The following is a 22,175-nucleotide window of genomic DNA, read 5'->3' as shown; positions in this document are numbered from 1 at the left end:
TTAAACCGGTATTTTTAGTGTCCTTTTGAGTTAACGGGAATGGCATGGTTGATACGAAGCAAGCTCATGATTTCTAAAGGTTGGCCTGATACGTTTTCAATACTCATGCTTCTTTCACGTTCAACTAGACGCTTATATAAGTAAACAATGGCACCAATCCCTGAAGAATCAAGAAATTGGACGTGCTGTAGGTTAATTTCGACTTCTTTGTGATGATTGTTGTGAATTACCTCATCAATGTGATGTTGTGCTTGTCGACAGCCACTTGCGTCTAAGTCACCAAAAAACTCAATGGCTAACTTGTCTTGATTGATTTCTAGTTTGCGTAATTCCATGACTCTGTCTCCGTTTGTTTTTCTAATTGGATATAGAGCAGGTAACGTGCCAATTTGAAATTAATTAAAAATCAAATAGTTAAATATTGTTAATGATATTGTTCAATTTGAGAAAGGACTGATTCTCAAATTGAGAATCAAAAACGCACACAGAAATGGTTTGCTTATAAGAGGTGTTGAGCCGAAAGAAGTCGTTAGAGCGGGGGGAATCATAATTAGATTCCACCTCGATTGACGAACCATCCGCCTTACGTGAATAACGTGTAACGACTAAATGCAAAACCTGTCATAAAGTTTATGATTATCTTTGCAAATTATTACTAATGTTGATTGTTATGAGTCGAAGAACAACTAGTAATAAATAGGTCATCGAGAGGACTTACGTTTCAATAAAGACGATTTTTTGTACAAGGTCTTCTTATGCCATTAAAAATGACATTAATTGCGCTGGCTGTTATGGCAGCGTCTTCACAGCCTCAAGCGGATACTTCTCTCGCACCACCAGTTTCTCTTGCACAAAGCTATCAGGATGGCATTGATGTGTCTGAATATTGGTATAGCGAAAAACTTGATGGTGTTCGCGCTTATTGGACTGGGCAACATCTCGTGACGAGAAATGGTAATCGAATCTACGCCCCAGATTGGTTTACAGGACCTTTACCTGACTATCCATTGGACGGTGAACTTTGGGCTGGGAGAGGTAACTTCCATCTTGTTCAGCAAACGGTATTAGATAAAACTCCTGTAGAGTCTGCTTGGCGACATATCGACTTTATGATCTTTGATATGCCATATTCCGCTGGTGATTATCGGAAGCGTTATTACAACATCAAAGACTTAGTGCTTGAAGTCGACCAGCCTCATATCAAATATGTCGAGCACCGAGCGATTCAAAATGAAGCTCATCTGTTTACACAGTTGGATAAAATTTCAATATCCGACGGTGAAGGGGTGATGTTGCGGAAGGTATCAAGCCGCTATCAGGCTGGACGCGGTAGTGATTTGCTTAAACTAAAACGATACGCAGATGATGAAGCGTTAGTTGTGGGTTATAAGCCAGGAACAGGGCGCTTATTAGGTATGATGGGAGCAATGTTAGTTCGCTTACCAAATGGCATTGAGTTTTACATCGGTAGCGGATTTACCGATGAAGTGCGTCGCCAGCCTCCGAAAATTGGTTCAACCATTACTTTTAGATATAACGGTTTTACACATACTGGTAAACCACGTTTTGCTCGATTCTTGCGTGAAAGGTTGAAGGAATAGAACGCTCTGCACTTACTAGTTGCCAACGGTTACGCCACATCGTTTGAAGAGACCCTGCCAAAACTGAACGTGGTTTAGGGTTTCTTGCCTAAATGTCCTATGTGCCTCAATGATGCCATACTGGTGACCATGGAGTTGCATACGGTTCTCCACCAAAGTGGCACCATCATTAAGTTGTTGATAGGTACTGTCTAAATAAGCCAAATAAGGTTGCACTTCTTCAACGTAAATGGATTGAAAGACATTTCTTAAGTAGCGGAACTGGGTGGTGTCTCTGTTCGGCCCGCACAATACATTGCTCTGGTTCTGCTCAAGTAGCTGAGTTGTCGCTTTTAACCAAAGGGATGTGTTTACCATTGAATAGTAAAGTCGTCCGAGTAAACGAGATTTCTCTAACTCTTCTTGATAGTGCGTAACTTCCACATCGGGTAGACGTGAGACCGCGCGGTGGGGTAAATCATACATTTCGCTGAAAATACGATAGATATCGTTAATGCGAGCAATATCATTCGTCGTGTCTTGAGATAGCCAGTCAGAGGCAGTTAGTTGCTTCTGCATGGCATCACTTACGAGTAGTAAGTTGTCGAGATGAATGTCTAAATGTTGCCACTTGGTTGAGTAAAGCTCTGTCAATGTCGCGCGTTCTTCATCTCTAAGTGGAAACTCGGATAAACATCGATGCATGACTCTTAAAAGGGCAGTTTGATAATCAATATCATGAAAGGCATCCTGCACCTTTCCAAGTTGCGAGTTTTTCTCAGCAAGTAAATTGAAGAGTCCGCACTGTCGTAATTGATAGCTCTCTAGCAGGCCAATAGATAGTCTTGGCAATGGCTCGAACAAAACGCGTTTCGCAGGAATCGTTACCGTAGACTGTAATTCTATTGGAATAGCAGGAGCTTCCAATACATTGGCTACACGTTGATGATACTTATCAAACATGGCGTTCTCTGGATTGAACCAGTTATCACAACCATTAAGAAGCAAGATTAAGAACAATAAAATAGACCGCACAAATATCCTTTTTTATAACTTCGTATCCGTTGTCTAGAGAGCAAAATCAACCACTTCGCAATCTTGTTATAAGTATACTCAACCGTGTGATTATTCGATCAAAAAAGCCAGCGGATGCTGGCTTTTTTTACTTTTTATTGAACTGAAAAGTTCAATTGCACTTCTGGCTCTTGGCGATGCATCCAACGCATTCTGACGCCTAACAGAAAGGCCGCTGAAGATAGGCCGATGATAAAACCAAGCCAGAAGCCTTGTGCTCCCATTGGCTCGACAATCCAGTCTGTACGGCCAAGGACGTAACCAATTGGCAGCCCAAGAATCCAATAAGCAATAAAAGTACGGTTGAAGATAGCTCGCATGTCTTTATAGCCGCGTAATGCACCAGCTGCGATCACTTGAACCGCATCCGTACATTGATAAACAGCGGCAAACACGAGCAGTTGCATCGCTAGAGTGATTACCTCTGGGTTGCTAGTGTAAAGCTCGGCGATCCACTCACGAGACAAGACGGTTAAAATCGCTGTGAGAACGGACAAAGCTAGACCAACCATAATGCCGACTCGTGACGCTACGCGCGCGCCATCGACGTTTTCTTCACCAAGTCGATGGCCGACACGAATGCTTACTGCTGCACCAATACTCATTGGTAGCATAAATACCAACGAGGAGAAGTTAATCGCGACTTGATGCGCTGCCACAATGATAGGACCCAGTGGTGAAACGAGCAGTGCAACAACAGCAAACAGTGTCACTTCAAAAAACAGCGCTGCTGCAACAGGAAAGCCGAGCTTGAATAGACGAACTTGCGCTTTCCATTGTGGGCGGTGCCATTCTCCAAATAGGTTGATGCTTTTCAATCGCTCTGATGTCATCACATACAGCAATAGCATGGCAAACATGACCCAGTAAACAATCGTGGTTGCTACACCACAGCCAACACCGCCTAATTCAGGTGCACCAAACTTGCCGTACACGAAAATCCAGTTTAGAGGAATGTTGAGCAGCAAACCGATAAAGCCAATCACCATTGCCGGTTTCGTCAATGACATACCATCCGTAAAGCTTCTAAGCGTTTGGAAAAGTAAAAAAGCGGGTACTGCTAATATAACGGCATGAATGTATCCCACCGTTTTTTCTGCCATCAGTGCTTCAACATCCATCAGCCCGAGAATAAACTGGGTTTGAAGCAGGACTGCAATTATCGGCACACTGATCAGCAATGCCAAAACGACGCCTTGCTGAATTTCAAACGGGATTTTCACTCGACGACCAGAGCCATTTAACTGTGCGACAACAGGGACCAATGCCATTAATAAACCCACCCCAAACAAAATGGATGGTAGCCAAATACTTGAAGCGACAGAAACCGCAGCCATGTCGGTGGCGCTAACGCCGCCAGCCATTACGGTATCAACAAACCCCATACCAGTTTGAGCGACAGATGCGATCAATACCGGGGTCGCCAATTTGATAAGACTTGATGCTTCTTCTTTATAGCGATGCACGAAAAATACTCCAGAGCGGAACAATAAGTTGAAAGAATGAGAGTACTCGAGGGCAAAAGATGTGGTGAACGGATCTGATGGTTGATTTTAGTCACGATAAGGTGAAAAAATGCCTCGGAGAAACTCCGCGCAAATGATAAACAATTGTATGTTTATATTCCATAGCTAGGTAGCGAATAGTCGATAACACTGACTGGACGCTCTCCACGCTAAGGATACGCTTTTACTGAGAACAGCAGCGAATCATGGTAATGTTGAAGCATGCATGAGAACAAACCAGTGTTCATTAAGCCGTTGCTTTATCGTCTGCGGTCTTTATTTCCGGCCTGTAGCGCAGTGTTTAAGGCTTAGTCTTCAACTACAGTTGGTATGAAATCAATAGGTAAAAAGAAATGTTTACAGGAATAGTTCAGGGTACGGCGAAGGTCGTTAAAATTGATAAAAAAGAACGCTTTCAAACGCACGTTGTCGAGTTAAGCGATGAACTTTGTAAAGGGTTAGAAATTGGTGCATCCGTTGCACACAACGGATGTTGTCTAACTGTGACTAAGATCGAAGGCAACCTTATCAGTTTTGATTTAATGCAAGCGACATTGGCTCTTACTAATTTAGGTCGGCTGGTGGAAGGGGATAGCGTAAACATTGAGCGCGCGGCTAAGTTTGGTGACGAAATAGGCGGGCATAGCATGTCTGGTCATATTAGTTTGACGGCAGATATTGTCGATATCATCGATACGCCCAATAACCGCACGATTTGGTTTCAACTGCCGCAAGAATCAATGAAATATGTATTAGCGAAAGGTTACATTGGTTTAGATGGCTGCTCGCTAACTATTGGTGAAGTTGAAGCGTGTCGTTTTTCGGTACACCTAATTCCAGAAACCTTGCAGCGAACGCTTTTCGGAGTGAGACAAGTAGGGGAGCGTGTTAATATTGAGTTTGATCCTCAGACTCAAGCAATTGTTGATACTGTTGAGCGCGTTCTTGCAGCAAAACAGCTTTAGAATGAGAAAAAGGAGCCTAATGCTCCTTTTTCATTTAAGCGTTTTTATATTTCTGATGTTCACATGCTCGAGCTGTTATTCGTAATTGTCATCGATAAATAGTTCGACCTTATCTTGTAACTCATCCACTCGCATATTTAGGTGGATAGCGTGGCAACAAGCTGGGCAATCATCATAAAATTCTTGGTCACCATTGCTTGCATCCAATGTAATGCCGATAGAATGTCCGCAATGCGGGCACTTTACATACCTTTCGGTATAATTTTTCATACAACAACTCCTAATCTCGCAGGGCTTTTAAACACACTATTCATCAACGAAGTACAGCCCTTTACTTACTTTGCCTACAAGGAAAATAGGCACAATCCAAAGTTAAGTCTCCTTTGATATTAGGTCGAGTTGTTGCTAATTGAGTCGAAATAAGTACAAAACTTGACCCCAAACTCAACCTTGAGCTTAGGGTGATTTTCTGTAGTGATGTGCCTCGAGATTTTACATCTTGAAATATGCAGTGGCTTCCAAATTAATAAGAAATGATTTTATTAATAACCAGTTGAGCCTGTTCCAAGTAATGGCCGCCAAACAAATTACAATGGTTGAGAACATGGTAAAGGTTATAGATATCTTTACGCTCTTCATAGCTTGAAGAAAGTGGCATAACCGATTCGTAACCTTGATAAAATTCTGGTTGAAATCCACCAAAAAGCTCCGTCATCGCAATATCGCACTCCCTGTCCCCCCAATAGCACGCAGGATCGTAACAGATAGGACCGAATGCAGTGAGTGCCGCATTTCCATTCCATAAATCGCCATGCAACAAAGAAGGTTCCGGAGCATGGTTTGCTAGCCGCTGTTTTACGACATCGATAAAGTCATCGATATCAACCAAGGTGACGCCTTTTTCTTTAAGGAGCTGTAATTGCCATCCTATGCGTTGCTCAGCAAAGAATACACACCATTTCTTGTGCCATTTGTTGGGCTGTAGAGTCGAACCGAGATAGTTGTCGGTATCAAAACCAAACTCTTTTTGCTCGCCCCACTGGTGTAGGTGAGCTAATTGCTGCCCAAATTTAAAGCTGTTGGGACCATCTTCTAATGGTTTCGTTGGAAGGTAGTTAAGAATTAGGAATGAGGCATTTTTGGTTTTACCAACCAATACCACCTCAGGTACAAATAGGGTGGATGTTTCACGCAAAAGATGCAGGCTTTCAGCTTCTACCTCAAATTTAGACAAAAACTCGCGATCGTTAATTTTCACAAAATAACGTTGCTCGCCATCATTGATCATGTAGCTTTCACTGATATCCCCACCAGACAGCCTTACTTTTTCCGTGATCTGGTAATCGAACAATAAAGTATCAGAAAGCTGTTGCGATATTGCTTGCCACATACAAAACCTCGCGAATCTATTTGACCACCAATAGTTTAGGATAAATAGCAGGGAGTTGGCGCTATGTTGAGCATACTTAGTAAAGAAACCTTCCTCTTAGTGTAGTCAATTTGTATAAATGTGAATCAAATCGCTTATAAGCCTCTGATTTGTTGGCTTAGCATATGGAGATGAACGTTTACAACAGGTATTATGATTTTTTTGACGTTAGTTCCATTGGTGGCATGAAAATACTGATATGTGATGACTCAGCTGTTGCAAGAAAGCTTATTGCGCGTTCTATCGTACAAGATACATCATTGCATCTTATTGAAGCGCAAGATGGTTATGAGGCGCTTAATATTCTTGCTGAGCAAAATATCGATATTTTGTTTCTCGATTTAACGATGCCCATAATGGATGGTTTTGAGGTCCTCGAATCATTACCTGTTAGTCAGTACCCGACCAAAATCGTCATTATTTCTGGAGATGTTCAACAAGAGGCAAAACAGCGCTGTCTCGATCTTGGTGCTCAAGCTTTTATCGCTAAGCCTCTGACAGAAGAGCAGGTGCTCCCACTATACGAACAATTAGGGCTGCATTATGCGTTCAAACCTAGTCATTCGGTTGATTCTAAAAACCAGGGTTGCGAAGAGCTTTCCTTACTAGCCAAATTCCGTGAAATTGCGAACATTGCCCTTGGTAAAGGGGCTGCGATTATGGCCGACCATTTACATGAGTTCATCCAACTTCCTGTTCCTCATGTTGGACCTTTGTCCTACGGCGAGCTTCATATGACACTGGTTGATGTGGTTGGGCGTGACAGTTCCGTTGCGGTAGCGCAGAGGTTTGTCGGTGGTGGTATTCACGGAGAGGCACTGGTGTGCTTACGTGGTAGGGATATCAATCAGATTGGGGAAAAATTAGGTTACCTCCTTGAGTTTACGCCTCATAATGAAATCATCTTGAATATCTCTAACCTACTGGTTTCGTCATTTCTCACGTCGTTAGGCGATCAACTCGACAAGCAATTCTCACTTCGTCAGCCAGGCATTGTGGATACCTTAACACCTTATTGTGAAGAGCAAGGCGAGTTGGGTGAGCTCTTTACTATTGAATACACCTACATGGCAGAAGCGCTCGATTTCGAGTGCGAGGTACTGTTTTTAATTGATAAGCCATCCGTAGAAATAATCTATGAAATCATGGAGCTAATCTAATGTCCGATATCACGCTGGACATAGCAGACTTTCATTGGGTCACGCAAATTCTCGATACGATGGATTCAGGGCTTATTGTTTTGGATCAAGAGTATAAAGTGTGTGTGTGGAACAGTTTTATGCAGTCATACAGTGGCGTTCTATCACAAGAAATTCTTGGTGAATGTTTATTTGAGCATTTTGAAGAGCTGCCAAGAACTTGGCTAGAAACCAAGATAAAAGCTGCCGCCGATCTGGAAACTCGTTCTTTTTCTAGCTGGGAAAACCGACCGTACCTTTTTAAGTTCAACAATTTTTCTCCGGTTTCAAACAGCAGTGATTTTATGTATCAAGATATCGTGATCACGCCGTTAATTGGGCTCTCTGGAGAGGTCAGCCACATAGCGATTCAAGTCAATGATGTTTCTGAAACTGCGAGAAATCGCATTCATTTGAAAGAAACAAATCAACATTTGTCGGAAATCAGTCGCAAAGATGGTTTAACAGGTTTATTTAATCGCGCTTATTGGGAGCAATCATTGAAAGATGAGTTTGCTCACTTAAAAGTTATCGACGGACCATGCTCATTAGTAATATTCGATATCGACCACTTTAAAAAGGTGAATGATACTTATGGTCACCCGACAGGGGACGAAGTCATTCGTCGAACCTCTGCCTTGTTGAGAAAAACAGCAAGGAGCAGTGACATCTGCGGTCGTTTTGGTGGTGAAGAGTTTACGGTACTACTTCCTCACACAAACCAGGAGCAAGCTTGCTATTTCGCAGAGCGTTTGCGCAAAAGAATTGAGCAAGAGATCGTGAAAGTGGAAGATTTTTTGATTAATTACACGATAAGTATTGGTGTTTGCGAGTATAAGCCTTATTTTGAAACTCACACTCAATGGTTAAAGAGTGCCGATGCTGCGCTGTATCGTGCAAAAGAAAATGGTCGTAACCAAACCTGTTTGCATGAAAATGACTGAAATATAAAAAGGTTTGAAGAAACCCTGTATCCGAATTCAGTGAAGCAAAGCTCAATTGTTTGAAAATCATCCAGTTGGTTCGTGAATGTTTGTTAATATGAAATAAGTTAATGAAATTTTCTCGGCATGTCTTACTATTGAAACTATTCTGCTTTCAGCTTCGAAGGCTTGCAATAAACGGAGAAAAACAGTGGTTTTAGAAACCGATGGATATCTCGCTCTTATCGAGCACTTGTCTCTAAATCTAGATATTTTTACGACCGAAATTGGCGACACTGGATCCGAAAGCATCGAAGATGTTGTCACCGATATGGTGGCTTCAAACATCATGGCGATTTTTGAGCAAAATCCAGAACTTCACTCGAGCGTACGCTTCAAATTGTTGAAAGAGGCTGATGCAGTTGTTGAAGATCTTGGTGAGATATTGGCTGGGGTATGGCATAAAAAAGCGACCAATGAACAGATCACGTTCCTTGATGAATACATCGCTCTGGTCAAAAATCTGTTCGATAATGCTGTTGCGACTTACGACTGATATTGTTTTAACTTACAGCAATGTCCGGTTAAAGAGTGAGAGGAGTTACATTGTAACTCTTCTTATTTGCCAAAACTTAGATGCCCAGTATGGGTTGTCGATTCTTGAAATAATCACACCTCTAGACGTCGATGCATGCATGAACTGCTTGTTACCCAAGTAAATTCCGACATGATAAGTTGTACGTCTTGTTTTAAAAAACACTAGATCCCCTTGCTTGGCATCCGTCCAACTTAACTCCACACCTTGCTTTGATTGCTGCTTCGTTGTCCTTGGTAACGAGAGCTGATAAGCCTCAATAAACGCTTTTTGTACAAATGCTGAGCAATCAATTCCAGATTTCTGTGTCCCGCCTAAGCGATAAGGCGTGCCGTGCCACTCTGAGTAAAAGTCGAACAAGTCAGGGTTGTCCGACAATAGCTGATTTGTAGGTGTTGTCACCTGTGCTTGCTCACTAGGCTCAGGCCCAGAAGAGCAGGCGCTTAGTAGCACACTGATTATCAAAGGAAAATATACTCGACGCAAATCACCACCTGTCATCTCTATGACTCACAACTGAAATATTAGTGTCATAACCAATCCATAGTATGGGCTGCAAATCACGGTTTTGTCTCACAAATGTGACGGAATCACTGCAGAACCGATTCAACCTTAAGAAAGAATAAAAATTGATTATGGCAAAGCGAAAACGCTCACGCACATCACTTTCACTGATTCAGGCTGTCAGTGCAACATTTTTAACTATCATTGTTCTTGTTATAGCCCTTTCTGTCTCAAGTTTCAAAGGAATGGAACAGGTAGGGGAACAATTTGAAGACTTGTCGCAAAAAGCATTACCAATCGCGATGGCAAACGCAAAGTTAACCAGGAATGTATTGGAGATGGTTAAGCTACTCAACCATGGTATGCAGATTACTGAGCCGAAAGAGTTGCCTCTCATAAAAGAGCAAATCGACTCTCTTGCAACTCAAAGCACAACTTTGGTTGTGGAAGCGTCTGGTGTAGCTCAGCAACTCTCGGAGGAGTTAGACACCAAACTAGCGCGTTTACATAACATCACGCAGTCCATTTTGTTGAAGCAATCTTCGGTGATACAAATTCAAATGGATATTGATGCCGCTGTAGGTGGGTTTCGCTATGGGCTTAGCTCTATCGGTCCGGAAATGAATCGAATCAGTTCGTTCCTTAGTGCTGATAATCCTGAGTCGAGCGATGCCGCTAACCGTTTCATTGCTTCTGCAAGCTCAATGGAAAGTACGTTCTTAGTCATGATGATGCACTCAGAATTAAACAAAGCCGAAAAAGAATACCGAGAAATGCGAAATCGCATAGCAGGTATTAAACTCGCCTATGAAGACTTCCAATCTTTCCATCCTGAAGTAAGTGAATATGCAAGCTTAACCGCACCATATGAGATGGTGAAACAAGGCTTTAGTGAAAAGGGCGTGCTGCGTTTGATCCTCGCCAAACTAGAACAAGGGGAATTGCAACGTTCAGAGTTTAAACAGGCTTCGATGCTTGCGGATGAAACCATGCGGTTACTTGATCAAATCTCCCAAACCGCTGGTCAGTTGATCGATGAAAAAGAGCGGGTGGTCAACGAGACCATTGAATCGGTGAGCGTTGTGCTCGTGTTTGCGGCGTGTGTGATTTCTTTTATTATTCTGGTTACTTGGTTTAGTCTCAAGTCATGGACAAACCGAGGGTTAAGGAATGTACTAACGCGTCTTTCAGCACTTACCGAACATGATTTTCGTGACAAGGCAGAAGAAGTCGGCCCCTATGAGCTGAAAGAAGTAGCACGAAAGTTGAATCAAGTAATCGATTCCACACATGACTCCATTCAAACGGTGACGCGCAATTGTGAAACGCTTTATCAGACGGCAGAAGTAAGTCACAGTGCAGCCGAACAAACAAGTGATGGGTTGGCAACACAAAATGAAGCGTTGTCGAGTATGATCACGACCATAACGCAGCTTGAAGCCTCTATTCGTGAAATAGCAATGGTGACAAATGCATCTTCACAGGACTCGCTCCTTGCAACCCAACACACTGAAAAAGGGGTTCAAGTCGTGGAACAAAACCGCGAACGTTTGGAGTCATTAGAAAGCTCTTTGGATGTAAATGAACAGTCAATGTTAGAGCTAGACCAGCGTGTTAAACAGATTCGTGAAATGGTAGATATGATCAGTGGGATCGCGGACAACACCAACTTGCTTGCTCTCAACGCGGCAATAGAGGCTGCCCGTGCTGGTGAGCAAGGGCGTGGATTTGCGGTTGTCGCTGATGAAGTTCGCAAACTTGCAAGTGATACCTCTCAACAAACTACGAACATCCGAGAAATGATGAGCGAGCTTATTACTGCCGCAGAGCGTTCGCGCCAAGCAGTTAATGATTCAAGAGAAGAAATGACCCACGCGCTAAAGTCCAGTAATGAAGTGAAATCGACATTCTCTGATATCAACCTCGCGGTTAAGTACATTCAAGAACGTGTTGAGCAAATCTCAGTTGCTACAGAAGAACAAGAACGAGCGACGGCAGATGTATCTCAATCCATCACGCATATTTCTGATCTTGGCGAACGCACAAAGCTGCAGCTTGAGTCTATGGTTGAGAGTTCTGAGCAAGTGGCGGAAATTGCCGGGCACCAGCAAGCAATGCTGCACAAGTATGAGCTTCATCAGACCAAGTAAATGAGATGTTTCCACCGACTAAAAGCAGAACCTCGGTTCTGCTTTTTTGTTACGGCTACCCATTCAATGGCTCCTATTTGCATTGCAAAAGTGAGTTACATCTCATCTCGTTCATTTCTAAAGGGTTTAGTTATCACAACGTGATGTTAATGCTTTGTTCGAGGGACTCGTTGACTAGAATGTCGCTAGAATTCAAAGGAACGAATCATGCAGTTATCACAAAGAGCCAGCCTCATACTAGTTAATCATCACCAAGAGCTTTTGCTTATCCACCGCGTTCGAAACGACAGACAGTATTGGGTTTTCCCTGGCGGCAGTGTTGAAGCAGGTGAGAAACCTGTTGAAGCTGCTAAAAGAGAAGCGCTGGAAGAAACCTCAATAGAACTTGGCTCGGTTAAGAAAGTTTTGGAACTCGAAAATCAAGGTCGCTTAGAAACCTATTTTCTTTCTTATGTAGGGAACTTAAAAGTGAAACTAGGGAGTGGGCCAGAGCAAATCAGAAAATCAGATGTTAATCAGTACCATTTGAAGTGGGTGCGTGTAGAGCAACTTCACTCGATTTCTTTATATCCAGAGAAAGCTAAAGCCTTTTGCTTGAAGCATAAGGAGTGGTTTTGTGATCGATAAAGTTTGCCCCGTTGTTCTACGTAATCAAAATCAAGAGATCCTACTTTTTAAACATCCGTTGGCGGGTGTTCAGCTCGTCAAGGGCACTGTTGAAGTGTTTGATGAAAGTTACATCATAGCAGCCAAGCGGGAGCTCGCTGAGGAGTCTGGTATCACACATGTTCGTTCCGCACGATATTTATGCTCATGGGACAGTGGCTTTCAAAATCAAGTATGGCATTTTGTTTTGTGTGAGTGTGCTGGCCTCGCTAATTCATGGCTGTTTCATACGCAAGACGATGGCGGACATGATTTTGCGTTCTTCTGGCACGATGTCGAGAGCGGCCTTCCCGCGAATGCACATACTGTGTTTCAGCGCGGGCTGGAAAAGGTACGAGAGTTGATAAACCAAGGCGTGATTTAAAGGAGGATTCTGTCATTGCATTGGCGGATTTGGGCGAAACGCCACAGCAAACACTATGCTTCTACTAGAAGCAAATAAAGAAGGTAGAGCAGCCGTTACTGTTCTGATCGTGTTGATAATGGCACTGTCGATCTCAAAAATGGCGATGAGATTACAAATGTTTAAGTGACTTCTATATGCTTTGCTCATTCATTCAGATAAGGAAACGGTAATGGATAAATTCGTCGTGTTTCTCTTATGCCTTTTTATGACAGTTGGCGGAGTGGTTCATCTTTATGACAACATTGTTGGTGGCTTTTTACCTTACGATTTTGCGCCACGCTGGTTGAATATGTATTGGAGCGCTTTGGGACTATTGGACTTATTAGCAGCGTATCTATTGGTCAAGCATCGCCGCTCTGGCCTAGTTGTTATGTTATTGATTCTTATAACCAATGTTATCTTTAGTTCCCACGCTCACTATACATTAGAAATATTAGATAACAACGTCGCCCTACAAATGAAGACACTGTTTTTAGGGTTCTCATTTGGGGTATCTATCTGGTTATGGAATGCGCGAAAACATAGTCAATCGCGCCAAATATTTCGTTAATTATTATTTTCACAACACTCGATTAAGGATTGTAAACAGGGACTCGTTATGAACGATTTTAAATACTTGGCCAGTTTTGCTGGTTTCAGCGTACTGACAGGTTTGAGCTTTGCCACCACTTTCTTCAGCCTTGCTTTTCTATACAGCTCAATGGAGGCACAGCAAGTAATGAACACCAATGCTTTGGCATGTGCAGTGCTTGGTGTTGTTGGTTTATTTGTTGGTATTACTCAGTTAAACAAAAAGCGTCAGCTAGCAGAAAACTAATCTGTTCTTACACATCATGAGGATGAAGAAGTGTTTAACAGGGGTTTAGGCTTGGTCTATTCGTTTTGTTGACATACTTCATCCAACAATATTTTTTTCAACCATTACTTCTTCTCTTTATTGTAGCGAAAGGGCTGCGTTAAAAGCTTATCTAATCTTTGCTCTTCTTCGTCTCTAATTTCCGGCACACCAATAACAACATCTTCATGACCCAACTTAGGCTGAGCTCGGTATGTCCCAAAAAAGCGGTCCCAAACTGAAAGGAAAAAACCAAAGTTTGAGTGGGTCTCTTTTACTATCACTGAATGGTGCACGCGATGCATGTCTGGTGTAACGATGACGTTTCGCAGTTTTTGGTCCATAGATAAAGCCAGTTTTGCATTACTGTGATTAAACATCGCGCTCGCATTAAGCACAATTTCAAATACCACAATTCCGATAGGTGAAACACCTAAGATAAACACGGCTGCAATTTTTACTCCCATTGAAATGATTATTTCGAAGGGATGAAAGCGTGCGCCTGTAGTGACGTCTATGTCGAGATCGGCGTGATGCATTCGGTGAATCTTCCACAGCGGTTTTACATGATGAAAGACAACATGCTGAGCGTAAATGACGAAATCAAGCAAAATGACGGTTAGAAAAATGTTTAACCAATCGGGGAGGGACAGAATATTCAGCAGCCCCCATTGTTGCTCCTGAGCTATGACCGCAGCTTGAAAGGCGGCGATAGGCATGATTAAAGCAATAACTAGGCTGTTAAAAGCGACCAATGACAAGTTATTGACCCAGCGAAACCTGCGCGAAGCGGTCAGTGTTTTTCTAGGCAATTTGTTTTCCCAAATGGCACAAAGCAATAATACGCCAAGGAAAAAGCCTAATCTGAGCCATGAGGGTTCTTGAAATGTCGTTTCTGTCACTGTCATTCCCTTATTTATTTCTTTATCTATGACCGAGATAAGAGTGAAATTATTTCAACACACTGCTGATGGGCTTATCTTGAGGCGAAACCATAATATCAGTAGAATCGCGCTCTACTTTTTACTTGGCATTACTTACCATGAGAATTCACGCTTTCCACCGTTTATATCAGTACCGACAATCTATCTCAACCAAGCCTTTCAACGCGCGTGGATGTAAAGTGGTTCGTTGCCAATATTGCCAGGTTTCTGAGCAACACTGTTTGTGCGACCTTCAGCCAAACATCAAGGCCAATATTGCATGTATGTTGATTGTTTCTGAAAACGAAGTGTTTAAGCCAAGTAATACCGGTCGTCTAATCGCTGATACGATTCAAGAGACTTACGTGTATCAATGGAACCGAACAGAACCGTCTGAAGAGATGCTAGCGCTACTACAGGATGACAGTTACCAACCGGTGATTGTATTTCCTGCAGACTATGTGGATGATCCCTCTCGTTTAATTGAAGATCTAGAGCCAGGGCGATTGGTAAAAGAAGATGTCGAGAACAAAAAATGGTTGCTGATCTTTATTGATGGTAGCTGGCGTGAGGCGCGAAAGATATTCCGTCGTTCTGATTTTCTTAAATCTTTGCCTGTGCTTTCCATTGAGCCGGAATCTCTGTCTGAATACATCATGCGCCGCTCCGAGAATGAGCAGCATCTTTCAACCGCCGAAGTCGCGACATTAGTTTTAAAACAAGCTGGTGAGCCGAAAGCTGCGGAATGCCTTCAATTGTGGTTTGAAGCCTTCAGAGAAACTTACATGCTGAGCAAGACTCGAGTCAAAAACGACCCTAACCAGCCACACTTGAAACGTTTCAAAGAGTGGATGAAAACCGAGAGCTGACTCTAAGGAATGAGCTTTTGTTGATGGTATGTTGTTCAACTGGCTTCGGTGAGGGGATAAATCTGCATTCGGTCACGGTTTGCAGGCGTACAGATATGGATAATGCCATCAGTTTATACTTTTGACTCTAGCCATTTTTGAGAGTCGTTTGAAGCATTTTTTAGGAGAGAAATACATGTATTACGGCTTTGATGTCGGTGGCACTAAAATTGAATTTGGTGCATTTAACGAGAAGCTTGAGCGTGTAGCGACGGAACGTGTACCTACACCAACAGACAACTACGAGCTGCTGGTTGATACCATTGCGGAATTGGTGAATAAATACGATACAGAGTTTGGCTGCGAAGGTACGATTGGTCTTGGCCTACCAGGTATGGAAGACGCCGATGATGCAACGGTACTAACAGTTAACGTTCCTGCGGCAAAAGGCAAACTACTTCGTGCTGATCTGGAAGCTAAAATCGGTCGCAGCGTAAAAATTGAAAACGATGCAAACTGTTTCGCGCTTTCTGAAGCCTGGGACGAAGATCTTCAAGATGAACCATCTGTACTAGGTTTGATCCTTGGTACTGGTTTTGGTGGCGGCTTTATCTACGAAGGTAAAGTATTCTCTGGCCGCAACCACGTAGCGGGTGAGGTGGGTCACACACGTCTTCCTATCGACGCATGGTTCCACCTGGGTGAAAACGCACCATTACTTGGCTGTGGCTGTGGCAACAAAGGTTGTTTAGATAGTTACCTATCGGGTCGTGGCTTCGAGCTTCTTTACGCGCATTACTACGGCGAAGAGAAGAAAGCGATCGACATTATTAAAGCGCACGCAGAGGGTGAAGAGAAAGCAGTAGAGCACGTCGAGCGCTTTATGGAGCTGCTAGCGATCTGCTTTGCAAACCTGTTTACTGCAACAGACCCACACACCGTTGTACTTGGTGGCGGCTTATCTAACTTCGAATTGATTTACGAAGAGATGCCAAAACGCATCCCTAAACACTTATTGTCTGTGGCTAAGTGTCCTAAGATCATCAAAGCAAAACACGGTGATTCAGGTGGTGTACGCGGCGCTGCGTTCTTAAACATCAAGTAATGACTTAAACCTTACTCGATATAAAGTAAGAAGAAATTTAAAGCCCCGTTTAGACTTTCAAGGTTAAACGGGGCTTTTACTTATATACCGAAGTAACTTGTATACCCAAGTAACTCACATACCTAAGTAATTTCGGTATGCTCGGGTATGGATCATGAACAAAAGTAGCATGCATAAAAAACTCACGACGAATCGTGAGTTTTCTGTTTGCAGCTAAGCTTATTTGTTCTTTTTGCCTACGCCCAGGTTTTCTTTTTGAGCTAGGGTGATTTTGCTAAAGCCTAATTTTCTGAAGTAGTTGTCGCGGTAGTTTCGCACCGCTTTAGTGTCAGACACTGCTTCGATTTGTTGCTCCATCTTTAGGAACTCAGTGATATCGATACCTTCGGCTTCTGCAACTGCTTCTTGAATGTTGCGGTGTTGCTGGTATGAGAACGTCAGTTCTTTGTCTTGGTCTTTGTAAGTGTAAAGAATGGTGCGAGCCATAGCTGTCTCTCTGAAAAGGTTTCTGTATATTAAACAAAAAGGCCAGACTCGCTGACCTTTGAATTTCTAGTTTGAGCTAGATTCTGCCTTGAAGTGGGATAATTGTCACGCTTTCTCCCGCTTTTACTGTATCAATAGCTGGGGAGATTTCGATCAAACAGTTTGCCTCACTCATTGAGCGCAAAATACCAGAGCCTTGCTTGCCTGTTGTACGAACGGTTAAACGGCCAGTTGCATCCAGTTCATAGACGCCACGGCTAAACTCGGTACGACCTTGTCGAGAGCGAAGGTTTTCAGTCGCGATGGCATTCACTTTCAGAGGCTTCCAGCCTTGTTCGCCTTGCATCTTACGCAGTGCAGGCTCAACAAAGTTGATGAATGAAACCATCACTGCCACAGGGTTGCCCGGCAGACCAAAGAACGGCTTGTTGTTGATTTGACCAAACGCTAATGGACGTCCCGGACGCATGTTGATTCGCCAAAAATCGATTTGACCAAGTTTATCCAAGGCAAGTTTGATGTAATCCGCATCACCAACGGACACGCCACCAGAAGTCATAACCACGTCTGCTTGCGCCGATGCGTTTTCCAACGCTTCAATCATTAGCTGTTCGTTGTCTTCCAGAATACCGAAGTCCAAGATCTCGCAGCCGAGCTTTTCAAGCATGCCCATGATGGTAAAACGGTTGGAATCGTAGATAGAATTCGCTTTTTGCTCTGTTCCCGGCGCTTGTACTTCGTCACCGGTGGAGAACACGGCAACTTTCAATTTTCGGAATACATTCGCTTCACCAAAGCCAAGCGAAGCGACCATGCCCATTTCTGGAGAGGCGAGGCGAGTGCCTGCGGTAAAGACGTCACTGCCGATAGCGAGATCTTCACCTGCTTGACGAACGTTTTGACCTGCTTTGATATTCGCACCGTTAAAAGTGACCTTGTCACCTTCTTGAGTGGCTTGCTCACGCATGACCACTGTATCGCCGTTACGTGGTGTTGGTGCGCCAGTCATGATCTTAACTGCTTGACCAACTTCCAGAGGCTGATCGTAAGCATGGCCCGCCATCACTTCAGCAACCACTTGGTAGCTATCACGGTCAACATCATCACTGCGGATGGCATAACCGTCCATCGCGGAGTTGGTGTATTGCGGCACATTTACTGGTGAAACGATATGTTCCGCAAGAACGCGGCCATAGGCGTTTTCAATCTTGCATGCTTCTATTTCCGAAACCGTGTTCACCAAAGAAAGGATTTTTTCTTGGCCTTGAACCACAGAAAGGAAAGCCGGAGAAAGTGTGTCGCAACATGCGGCGTCTTTCTCTTGAGATTTTGGTGCTTTTGCCTCTTGAACGTATTGAAGAACAAATTGAGCGATGGCATCCAAATCATTGATGTTCATTTGAGGGAGCTCAGAATCTAACTCCGCAGTGTCGGAAGCGATAGCGATGATGTTTTCATCGTTTGGATAAAGCCAAGGCTTGCCGACTTCTTCACGGTGCAATTCGATTTTAGGAAACGCGATGTTTTTGCAGCCTTCGACCAAAACCACATCAAGCATGTCTTCATCAAAACGTGTTAATAGGAATTCAAACTCCGCTTCGGCTTCTGGCGTTTCTGTCATTAACGCAAAACGGTTGCGAGAAGCAATCAGCATTTGAGATGCGCCAGCTTTGCGTAAACGGTAGCTGTCTTTACCCGGCTTATCGACATCGAAGTTGTGGTGTGCATGTTTTAGCATGCCAATGCGTAAACCTGCTTCGGTCAGCTTTGGCAATAGGGCTTCAAGTAGCGTGGTTTTGCCTGTGCCTGAATAAGCTGCAAAACCAAGAATAGGAATGTTTAGCGTGTGTTTCATGATTCTAATTGTCCAAATTGCGCCAGTTCTTCCGGAGTGTTCAAGTTGACGAAACAGTTTGGTGAGTCGCTAAAGTCAACGTAACTAGTGTTGCACTCTTTGTAGAGCAGAATGATTTTGCGGTCGCCACGTTCTAAAAATGCGGTGAGTTTTGGCAGTACGCGCTTGTGGTAGAGCGTAAAAACAGGTTGCTGATGGTCACCATCATGCGCGACCAAAATATCGCTGTCTTCTTTGACGAACTGGCAGAAACGCTCGACAAGGTCGGTGTTAATTTGTGGACTATCGCAAGGTACAAATCCGACCCAGTCAGTTTCAGCATGCATCAAACCCGCGTGAATACCGCCCATAGGCCCAGGGAAATCTTTGAATTGATCACTAAATACGAAACCAAATTTGCTGTACGCATCTTGGTTTCGGTTGGCATTAATTAAAATGCGTGGAGTTTGTGGAGATAAACGTTCAATAACGTGCTCGATGAGTGGCTTCTGATTTAACTCAATCAGACCTTTATCTTTTCCACCCATACGGCTGGCTTGGCCACCAGCCAAAATGACCCAACTAGTTTGTGTTGGTTGAAGCATATGCATTCTCTTGGGATGTTTCTTTTGGTATGACATACAACAGAGGAGACTCTATCAAAGTCTTGTCTTTAATCCACCACTGTTTTTTACATAAGTCGGTCAGTGCGTTGGCCTGATGGCTTGTCACCACGATACTGGAACCACGATCCAAAAGATCTTTCGCCATCACCACCAATCGTTCAATGGATTCTTGGTCTAAAGACGCACTTGGCTCATCCATCAATAAAATCGACGGCTTTAAGATCCAAGCCCTTGCCATGGCAACGCGCTGTTTTTCACCGCCGGACAACACGGAAATATGTTCGTCCGCTAAGGTTTCTAAACCTACCATGCGCAGCGCGTGAATAACTTGAGCTCGCTTATCTTTTTGCGTGTCTTGTTGATATTTCACTCCATAGACTACGTTTTCATATACAGTGCCGTCAAAAAGGTAAGGGGATTGGTGGAGATAAATCACATCGACACGACCATTGCGACGCGTCAGTCTTTTTAGCCACGTATCTTTTGGCGCAACAACATCACCAGTAGAGGGTTTGAGCAAGCCAGCAAGGATTTTGAGTAGGGTAGTTTTGCCCACACCATTGTCACCCTTGAGATAAATGGCATCATTTGGGCCGATGGCTAACTCAGGGATGTGGAAAAGCACACGCTCTTTAAAGCGCATGGATAACTGTTCGGCGGTGATTTTTATAGTCATAATTCGCCTCGACATGGGGTTAATGGTGAGTCGTTTGTTTGCTTCATGTTCTATGTTCTGAGGTAGCCTTTGCCTCTCATGCTTGATAAGAAGAAGTTTAGAGCCAACGCTAAAGATAGTAATACAATTCCTAATGCAACTCCTTGCGCAAAAGCACCTTTACTGCTTTCCATTGCGATAGCCGTGGGAATATTTCGCGTCACTCCCATAATGTTCCCACCAACCATCATTGAGCAGCCCACCTCGGTCACGATACGTGAAAACCCTGCAATGATAGCCGCAAGTAGAGGAAAGCGGGTTTCCCAAATCATCGTAGCTGCCAAGCGCGGAATGGAGACGCCCAGCGTGATGGCAGTTTCCACTGCACGACGGTCGCTAGATTGTAATGCACCATGCATCATCGATACCAAAACAGGGAAGCAGATCACCATTTGGCCGAAGATCATTGCCTTCTGAGTGAACAGCATTTGCCAGTCTCCCCAAGGGCCAGCACGCGACAGCAACATGTACAGCAACAGGCCAATCACCACGGTAGGGACCGCTTGCAGCGTATTTACGATCGACAACAAAAACCATTTACCGCGAAAGTCGGTATACGCCAGTACAAAGGACATCAAAATAGCCGGCAATACCACTAGGGATATTGCCGTGATAGAAACACTAAAGGAGACCGCAACGATCTCCCATAGGTCTGCATCAAAATTCACCAGTAAGCGAAGCGCTTCCAGTGTTGTATCAGCAAGATTCATATTGCGTTATTTGCTCTCAGCATTCGCAACAAACAGTTGTTTACCGTTTAGGCGGAAACCATTGATAAGTTCCTGTCCGCGAGGGTTTACCAACCAATCACTGAATGCCTTCGCACCTTGGTAGTTAATCGTTGGGTAACGCTCAGGGTTAACAAGAATAACTTGGTACGGGTTAAACAGTTTTTCATCGCCTTGGAACAGAATTTCTAGATCCAATTTGTTTTGGTAAGCCAGCCATGTGCCGCGATCCGTCATGGTGTAGCCTTGCATTTCAGACGCCATGTTTAGAGTTGGGCCCATACCTTGACCTACGCTACGGTAGCCACCAAAGTTCGGTTCGATTTTAGTTTGAGCCCAGAAGCCCATTTCTTTTTTGTGTGTACCAGAATCATCGCCGCGAGAGATGAACGTTGCGTTTTTGTTTGCGATCTCTTTGAATACATCTAACACGCCTTCGTCATTTTTGATTGTTGCTGGGTCAGCTTTCGGGCCTACAATCACAAAGTCGTTGTACATTAGCTTGCGAGGTAAAACGCCGTAGCCTTTCTCAACAAATGCGCCTTCAGCTTTTGGTGCATGTGTCATCACCAAATCTACGTCACCGTTTTCGCCCATTTTTAAGGCTTTACCCGTACCTGCAGCAATAACATCGACTTTGTAGCCCGTGTCTTTTTCAAATTGTGGAAGCAGGTAATCAAGTAAACCTGAATGGTAAGTACTGGTTGTGGTTGCAAGGCGAACGTGTTCTCCGTCTTGAGCAGAAAACGCAGAGTAACTTACAAGCGTGATTGACGTTGCAGCCAGAGTTAGCGCAATTTTTTTCATTTTTATGTGTTCCTTTCCAATGATTCTTTGGAATCTCTCCAGGTTTTAGGGAGAAGCCTTTTTGGACGATAGCGATTAGCGTAATACGCAAGTTGTCTTAGGGTGTTGGAATAAGCAAACATCAACATCCTGAGATCACTTAAATGCGCTCCGTATCCACCTTATAGCAAACAAGATGCCAACCTTTTACAAGCTTAAAGTGCTTGGTTTATGCACTAAATCATGGGGTTATTTGCATAAAAGTTTGCGTTGGTACAAAATGTCGCACTTTTTGTAGGGTATCTCTGTTTAAA

General features: G+C 43.6%; 25 protein-coding genes. 12 read left to right on the top strand and 13 right to left on the bottom strand.

All coding sequences use genetic code 11. The features are described from left to right. Window positions 1-14 precede the first annotated feature (14 nt). Window positions 15-335 carry an STAS domain-containing protein gene (locus R7Q09_RS09905; protein ID WP_017634929.1) on the bottom strand — a complete coding sequence of 107 codons (321 nt, stop codon included), beginning with the start codon at window positions 333-335 and terminating at the stop codon, window positions 15-17. A gap of 420 nt (window positions 336-755) precedes the next feature. On the opposite strand from R7Q09_RS09905, the gene R7Q09_RS09900 reads away from it, so the two are divergent. After that, window positions 756-1,601 (top strand): DNA ligase, encoded by an 846-nt coding sequence (locus tag R7Q09_RS09900; RefSeq protein WP_017634928.1) that lies wholly within the window; start codon window positions 756-758, stop codon window positions 1,599-1,601. 15 nt (window positions 1,602-1,616) lie between these two features. Here the strand turns inward: R7Q09_RS09900 and R7Q09_RS09895 are convergent, their stop codons facing one another. Both R7Q09_RS09895 and R7Q09_RS09890 read right to left on the bottom strand, forming a co-directional pair. After that, window positions 1,617-2,615, bottom strand: a complete 999-nt coding sequence (locus tag R7Q09_RS09895; protein ID WP_318070736.1) for a DUF3080 domain-containing protein — start codon at window positions 2,613-2,615, stop codon at window positions 1,617-1,619. A gap of 134 nt (window positions 2,616-2,749) precedes the next feature. Continuing rightward, window positions 2,750-4,120 (bottom strand): MATE family efflux transporter, encoded by a 1,371-nt coding sequence (locus R7Q09_RS09890; protein WP_318070737.1) that lies wholly within the window; start codon window positions 4,118-4,120, stop codon window positions 2,750-2,752. Window positions 4,121-4,512: 392 nt separating this feature from the next. Between R7Q09_RS09890 and R7Q09_RS09885 the strand changes: the two genes are divergently transcribed. Beyond that, complete coding sequence (locus R7Q09_RS09885) at window positions 4,513-5,124, top strand: riboflavin synthase (protein WP_005377625.1); 612 nt, start codon at window positions 4,513-4,515, stop codon at window positions 5,122-5,124. Window positions 5,125-5,199: 75 nt separating this feature from the next. Here R7Q09_RS09885 and R7Q09_RS09880 read toward each other — a convergent pair whose 3' ends face one another. Beyond that, window positions 5,200-5,394: a CPXCG motif-containing cysteine-rich protein gene (locus R7Q09_RS09880; RefSeq protein WP_017634925.1), complete on the bottom strand. Its 195-nt coding sequence runs from the start codon at window positions 5,392-5,394 to the stop codon at window positions 5,200-5,202. Window positions 5,395-5,647: 253 nt separating this feature from the next. Beyond that, entirely contained in the window at window positions 5,648-6,514 is an 867-nt protein-coding gene (locus R7Q09_RS09875) for a fructosamine kinase family protein (RefSeq protein ID WP_005377623.1), read from the bottom strand. A gap of 224 nt (window positions 6,515-6,738) precedes the next feature. On the opposite strand from R7Q09_RS09875, the gene R7Q09_RS09870 reads away from it, so the two are divergent. From R7Q09_RS09870 to R7Q09_RS09860, 3 genes are all read left to right on the top strand, one after another. Further along, the gene (locus R7Q09_RS09870) at window positions 6,739-7,713 is read left to right on the top strand and encodes a response regulator (protein ID WP_021033872.1); all 975 of its coding nucleotides are present in this window, start codon (window positions 6,739-6,741) and stop codon (window positions 7,711-7,713) included. Next, window positions 7,713-8,675: a GGDEF domain-containing protein gene (locus R7Q09_RS09865; RefSeq protein ID WP_025766666.1), complete on the top strand. Its 963-nt coding sequence runs from the start codon at window positions 7,713-7,715 to the stop codon at window positions 8,673-8,675. Before R7Q09_RS09870 ends, R7Q09_RS09865 begins: the two co-directional genes overlap by 1 nt. A gap of 190 nt (window positions 8,676-8,865) precedes the next feature. Beyond that, on the top strand, window positions 8,866-9,210 hold the full coding sequence (locus tag R7Q09_RS09860) for a DUF3802 family protein (protein WP_005377620.1): 345 nt from the start codon (window positions 8,866-8,868) through the stop codon (window positions 9,208-9,210). A gap of 45 nt (window positions 9,211-9,255) precedes the next feature. Here R7Q09_RS09860 and R7Q09_RS09855 read toward each other — a convergent pair whose 3' ends face one another. After that, window positions 9,256-9,750 (bottom strand): NlpC/P60 family protein, encoded by a 495-nt coding sequence (locus tag R7Q09_RS09855; protein WP_186584267.1) that lies wholly within the window; start codon window positions 9,748-9,750, stop codon window positions 9,256-9,258. A 134-nt stretch (window positions 9,751-9,884) separates the two neighbouring features. Between R7Q09_RS09855 and R7Q09_RS09850 the strand changes: the two genes are divergently transcribed. From R7Q09_RS09850 to R7Q09_RS09830, 5 genes are all read left to right on the top strand, one after another. Further along, window positions 9,885-11,903: a methyl-accepting chemotaxis protein gene (locus R7Q09_RS09850; RefSeq protein ID WP_262634168.1), complete on the top strand. Its 2,019-nt coding sequence runs from the start codon at window positions 9,885-9,887 to the stop codon at window positions 11,901-11,903. 207 nt (window positions 11,904-12,110) lie between these two features. Further along, on the top strand, window positions 12,111-12,530 hold the full coding sequence (locus tag R7Q09_RS09845; RefSeq protein WP_053307086.1) for an NUDIX domain-containing protein: 420 nt from the start codon (window positions 12,111-12,113) through the stop codon (window positions 12,528-12,530). Then, complete coding sequence (locus R7Q09_RS09840) at window positions 12,520-12,933, top strand: NUDIX hydrolase (RefSeq protein WP_005389540.1); 414 nt, start codon at window positions 12,520-12,522, stop codon at window positions 12,931-12,933. The genes R7Q09_RS09845 and R7Q09_RS09840 overlap by 11 nt, the downstream gene beginning before the upstream one ends. Window positions 12,934-13,144: 211 nt before the next feature. After that, complete coding sequence (locus R7Q09_RS09835) at window positions 13,145-13,525, top strand: hypothetical protein (RefSeq protein ID WP_005377611.1); 381 nt, start codon at window positions 13,145-13,147, stop codon at window positions 13,523-13,525. A gap of 48 nt (window positions 13,526-13,573) precedes the next feature. Further along, window positions 13,574-13,792, top strand: coding sequence for a hypothetical protein (locus tag R7Q09_RS09830; RefSeq protein ID WP_262634165.1), 219 nt, complete (start codon window positions 13,574-13,576; stop codon window positions 13,790-13,792). 104 nt (window positions 13,793-13,896) lie between these two features. Here R7Q09_RS09830 and R7Q09_RS09825 read toward each other — a convergent pair whose 3' ends face one another. After that, entirely contained in the window at window positions 13,897-14,712 is an 816-nt protein-coding gene (locus tag R7Q09_RS09825) for a sterol desaturase family protein (protein ID WP_025766660.1), read from the bottom strand. 140 nt (window positions 14,713-14,852) lie between these two features. Here R7Q09_RS09825 and R7Q09_RS09820 point away from each other — a divergent pair, with 140 nt between their 5' ends. Further along, on the top strand, window positions 14,853-15,602 hold the full coding sequence (locus R7Q09_RS09820) for a tRNA-uridine aminocarboxypropyltransferase (RefSeq protein ID WP_021033873.1): 750 nt from the start codon (window positions 14,853-14,855) through the stop codon (window positions 15,600-15,602). A gap of 175 nt (window positions 15,603-15,777) precedes the next feature. Beyond that, on the top strand, window positions 15,778-16,686 hold the full coding sequence (gene nagK, locus R7Q09_RS09815; protein WP_318070738.1) for an N-acetylglucosamine kinase: 909 nt from the start codon (window positions 15,778-15,780) through the stop codon (window positions 16,684-16,686). A gap of 219 nt (window positions 16,687-16,905) precedes the next feature. On the opposite strand, the gene R7Q09_RS09810 is transcribed toward nagK, so the two are convergent. The 6 genes from R7Q09_RS09810 to R7Q09_RS09785 form a co-directional block, all read right to left on the bottom strand. After that, the gene (locus R7Q09_RS09810) at window positions 16,906-17,172 is read right to left on the bottom strand and encodes a DUF2960 domain-containing protein (RefSeq protein WP_005377584.1); all 267 of its coding nucleotides are present in this window, start codon (window positions 17,170-17,172) and stop codon (window positions 16,906-16,908) included. 76 nt (window positions 17,173-17,248) lie between these two features. After that, window positions 17,249-19,027, bottom strand: coding sequence for a bifunctional molybdopterin-guanine dinucleotide biosynthesis adaptor protein MobB/molybdopterin molybdotransferase MoeA (locus tag R7Q09_RS09805; RefSeq protein ID WP_318070739.1), 1,779 nt, complete (start codon window positions 19,025-19,027; stop codon window positions 17,249-17,251). Beyond that, complete coding sequence (gene mobA / locus R7Q09_RS09800) at window positions 19,024-19,611, bottom strand: molybdenum cofactor guanylyltransferase MobA (RefSeq protein WP_005377572.1); 588 nt, start codon at window positions 19,609-19,611, stop codon at window positions 19,024-19,026. The genes R7Q09_RS09805 and mobA overlap by 4 nt, the downstream gene beginning before the upstream one ends. After that, window positions 19,589-20,308, bottom strand: a complete 720-nt coding sequence (locus R7Q09_RS09795; RefSeq protein ID WP_025766658.1) for an energy-coupling factor ABC transporter ATP-binding protein — start codon at window positions 20,306-20,308, stop codon at window positions 19,589-19,591. The genes mobA and R7Q09_RS09795 overlap by 23 nt, the downstream gene beginning before the upstream one ends. A gap of 50 nt (window positions 20,309-20,358) precedes the next feature. Further along, window positions 20,359-21,057 carry an ABC transporter permease gene (locus tag R7Q09_RS09790; protein ID WP_005389524.1) on the bottom strand — a complete coding sequence of 233 codons (699 nt, stop codon included), beginning with the start codon at window positions 21,055-21,057 and terminating at the stop codon, window positions 20,359-20,361. Window positions 21,058-21,063: 6 nt separating this feature from the next. Next, complete coding sequence (locus R7Q09_RS09785; protein WP_005389522.1) at window positions 21,064-21,882, bottom strand: substrate-binding domain-containing protein; 819 nt, start codon at window positions 21,880-21,882, stop codon at window positions 21,064-21,066. Window positions 21,883-22,175 lie beyond the last annotated feature (293 nt).

The sequence above is a fragment of the Vibrio sp. 2130-1 genome (assembly GCF_033339515.1).
Note: the sequence above shows the minus strand (reverse complement) of the source record. Positions and strands in the feature narration are given on the sequence as shown.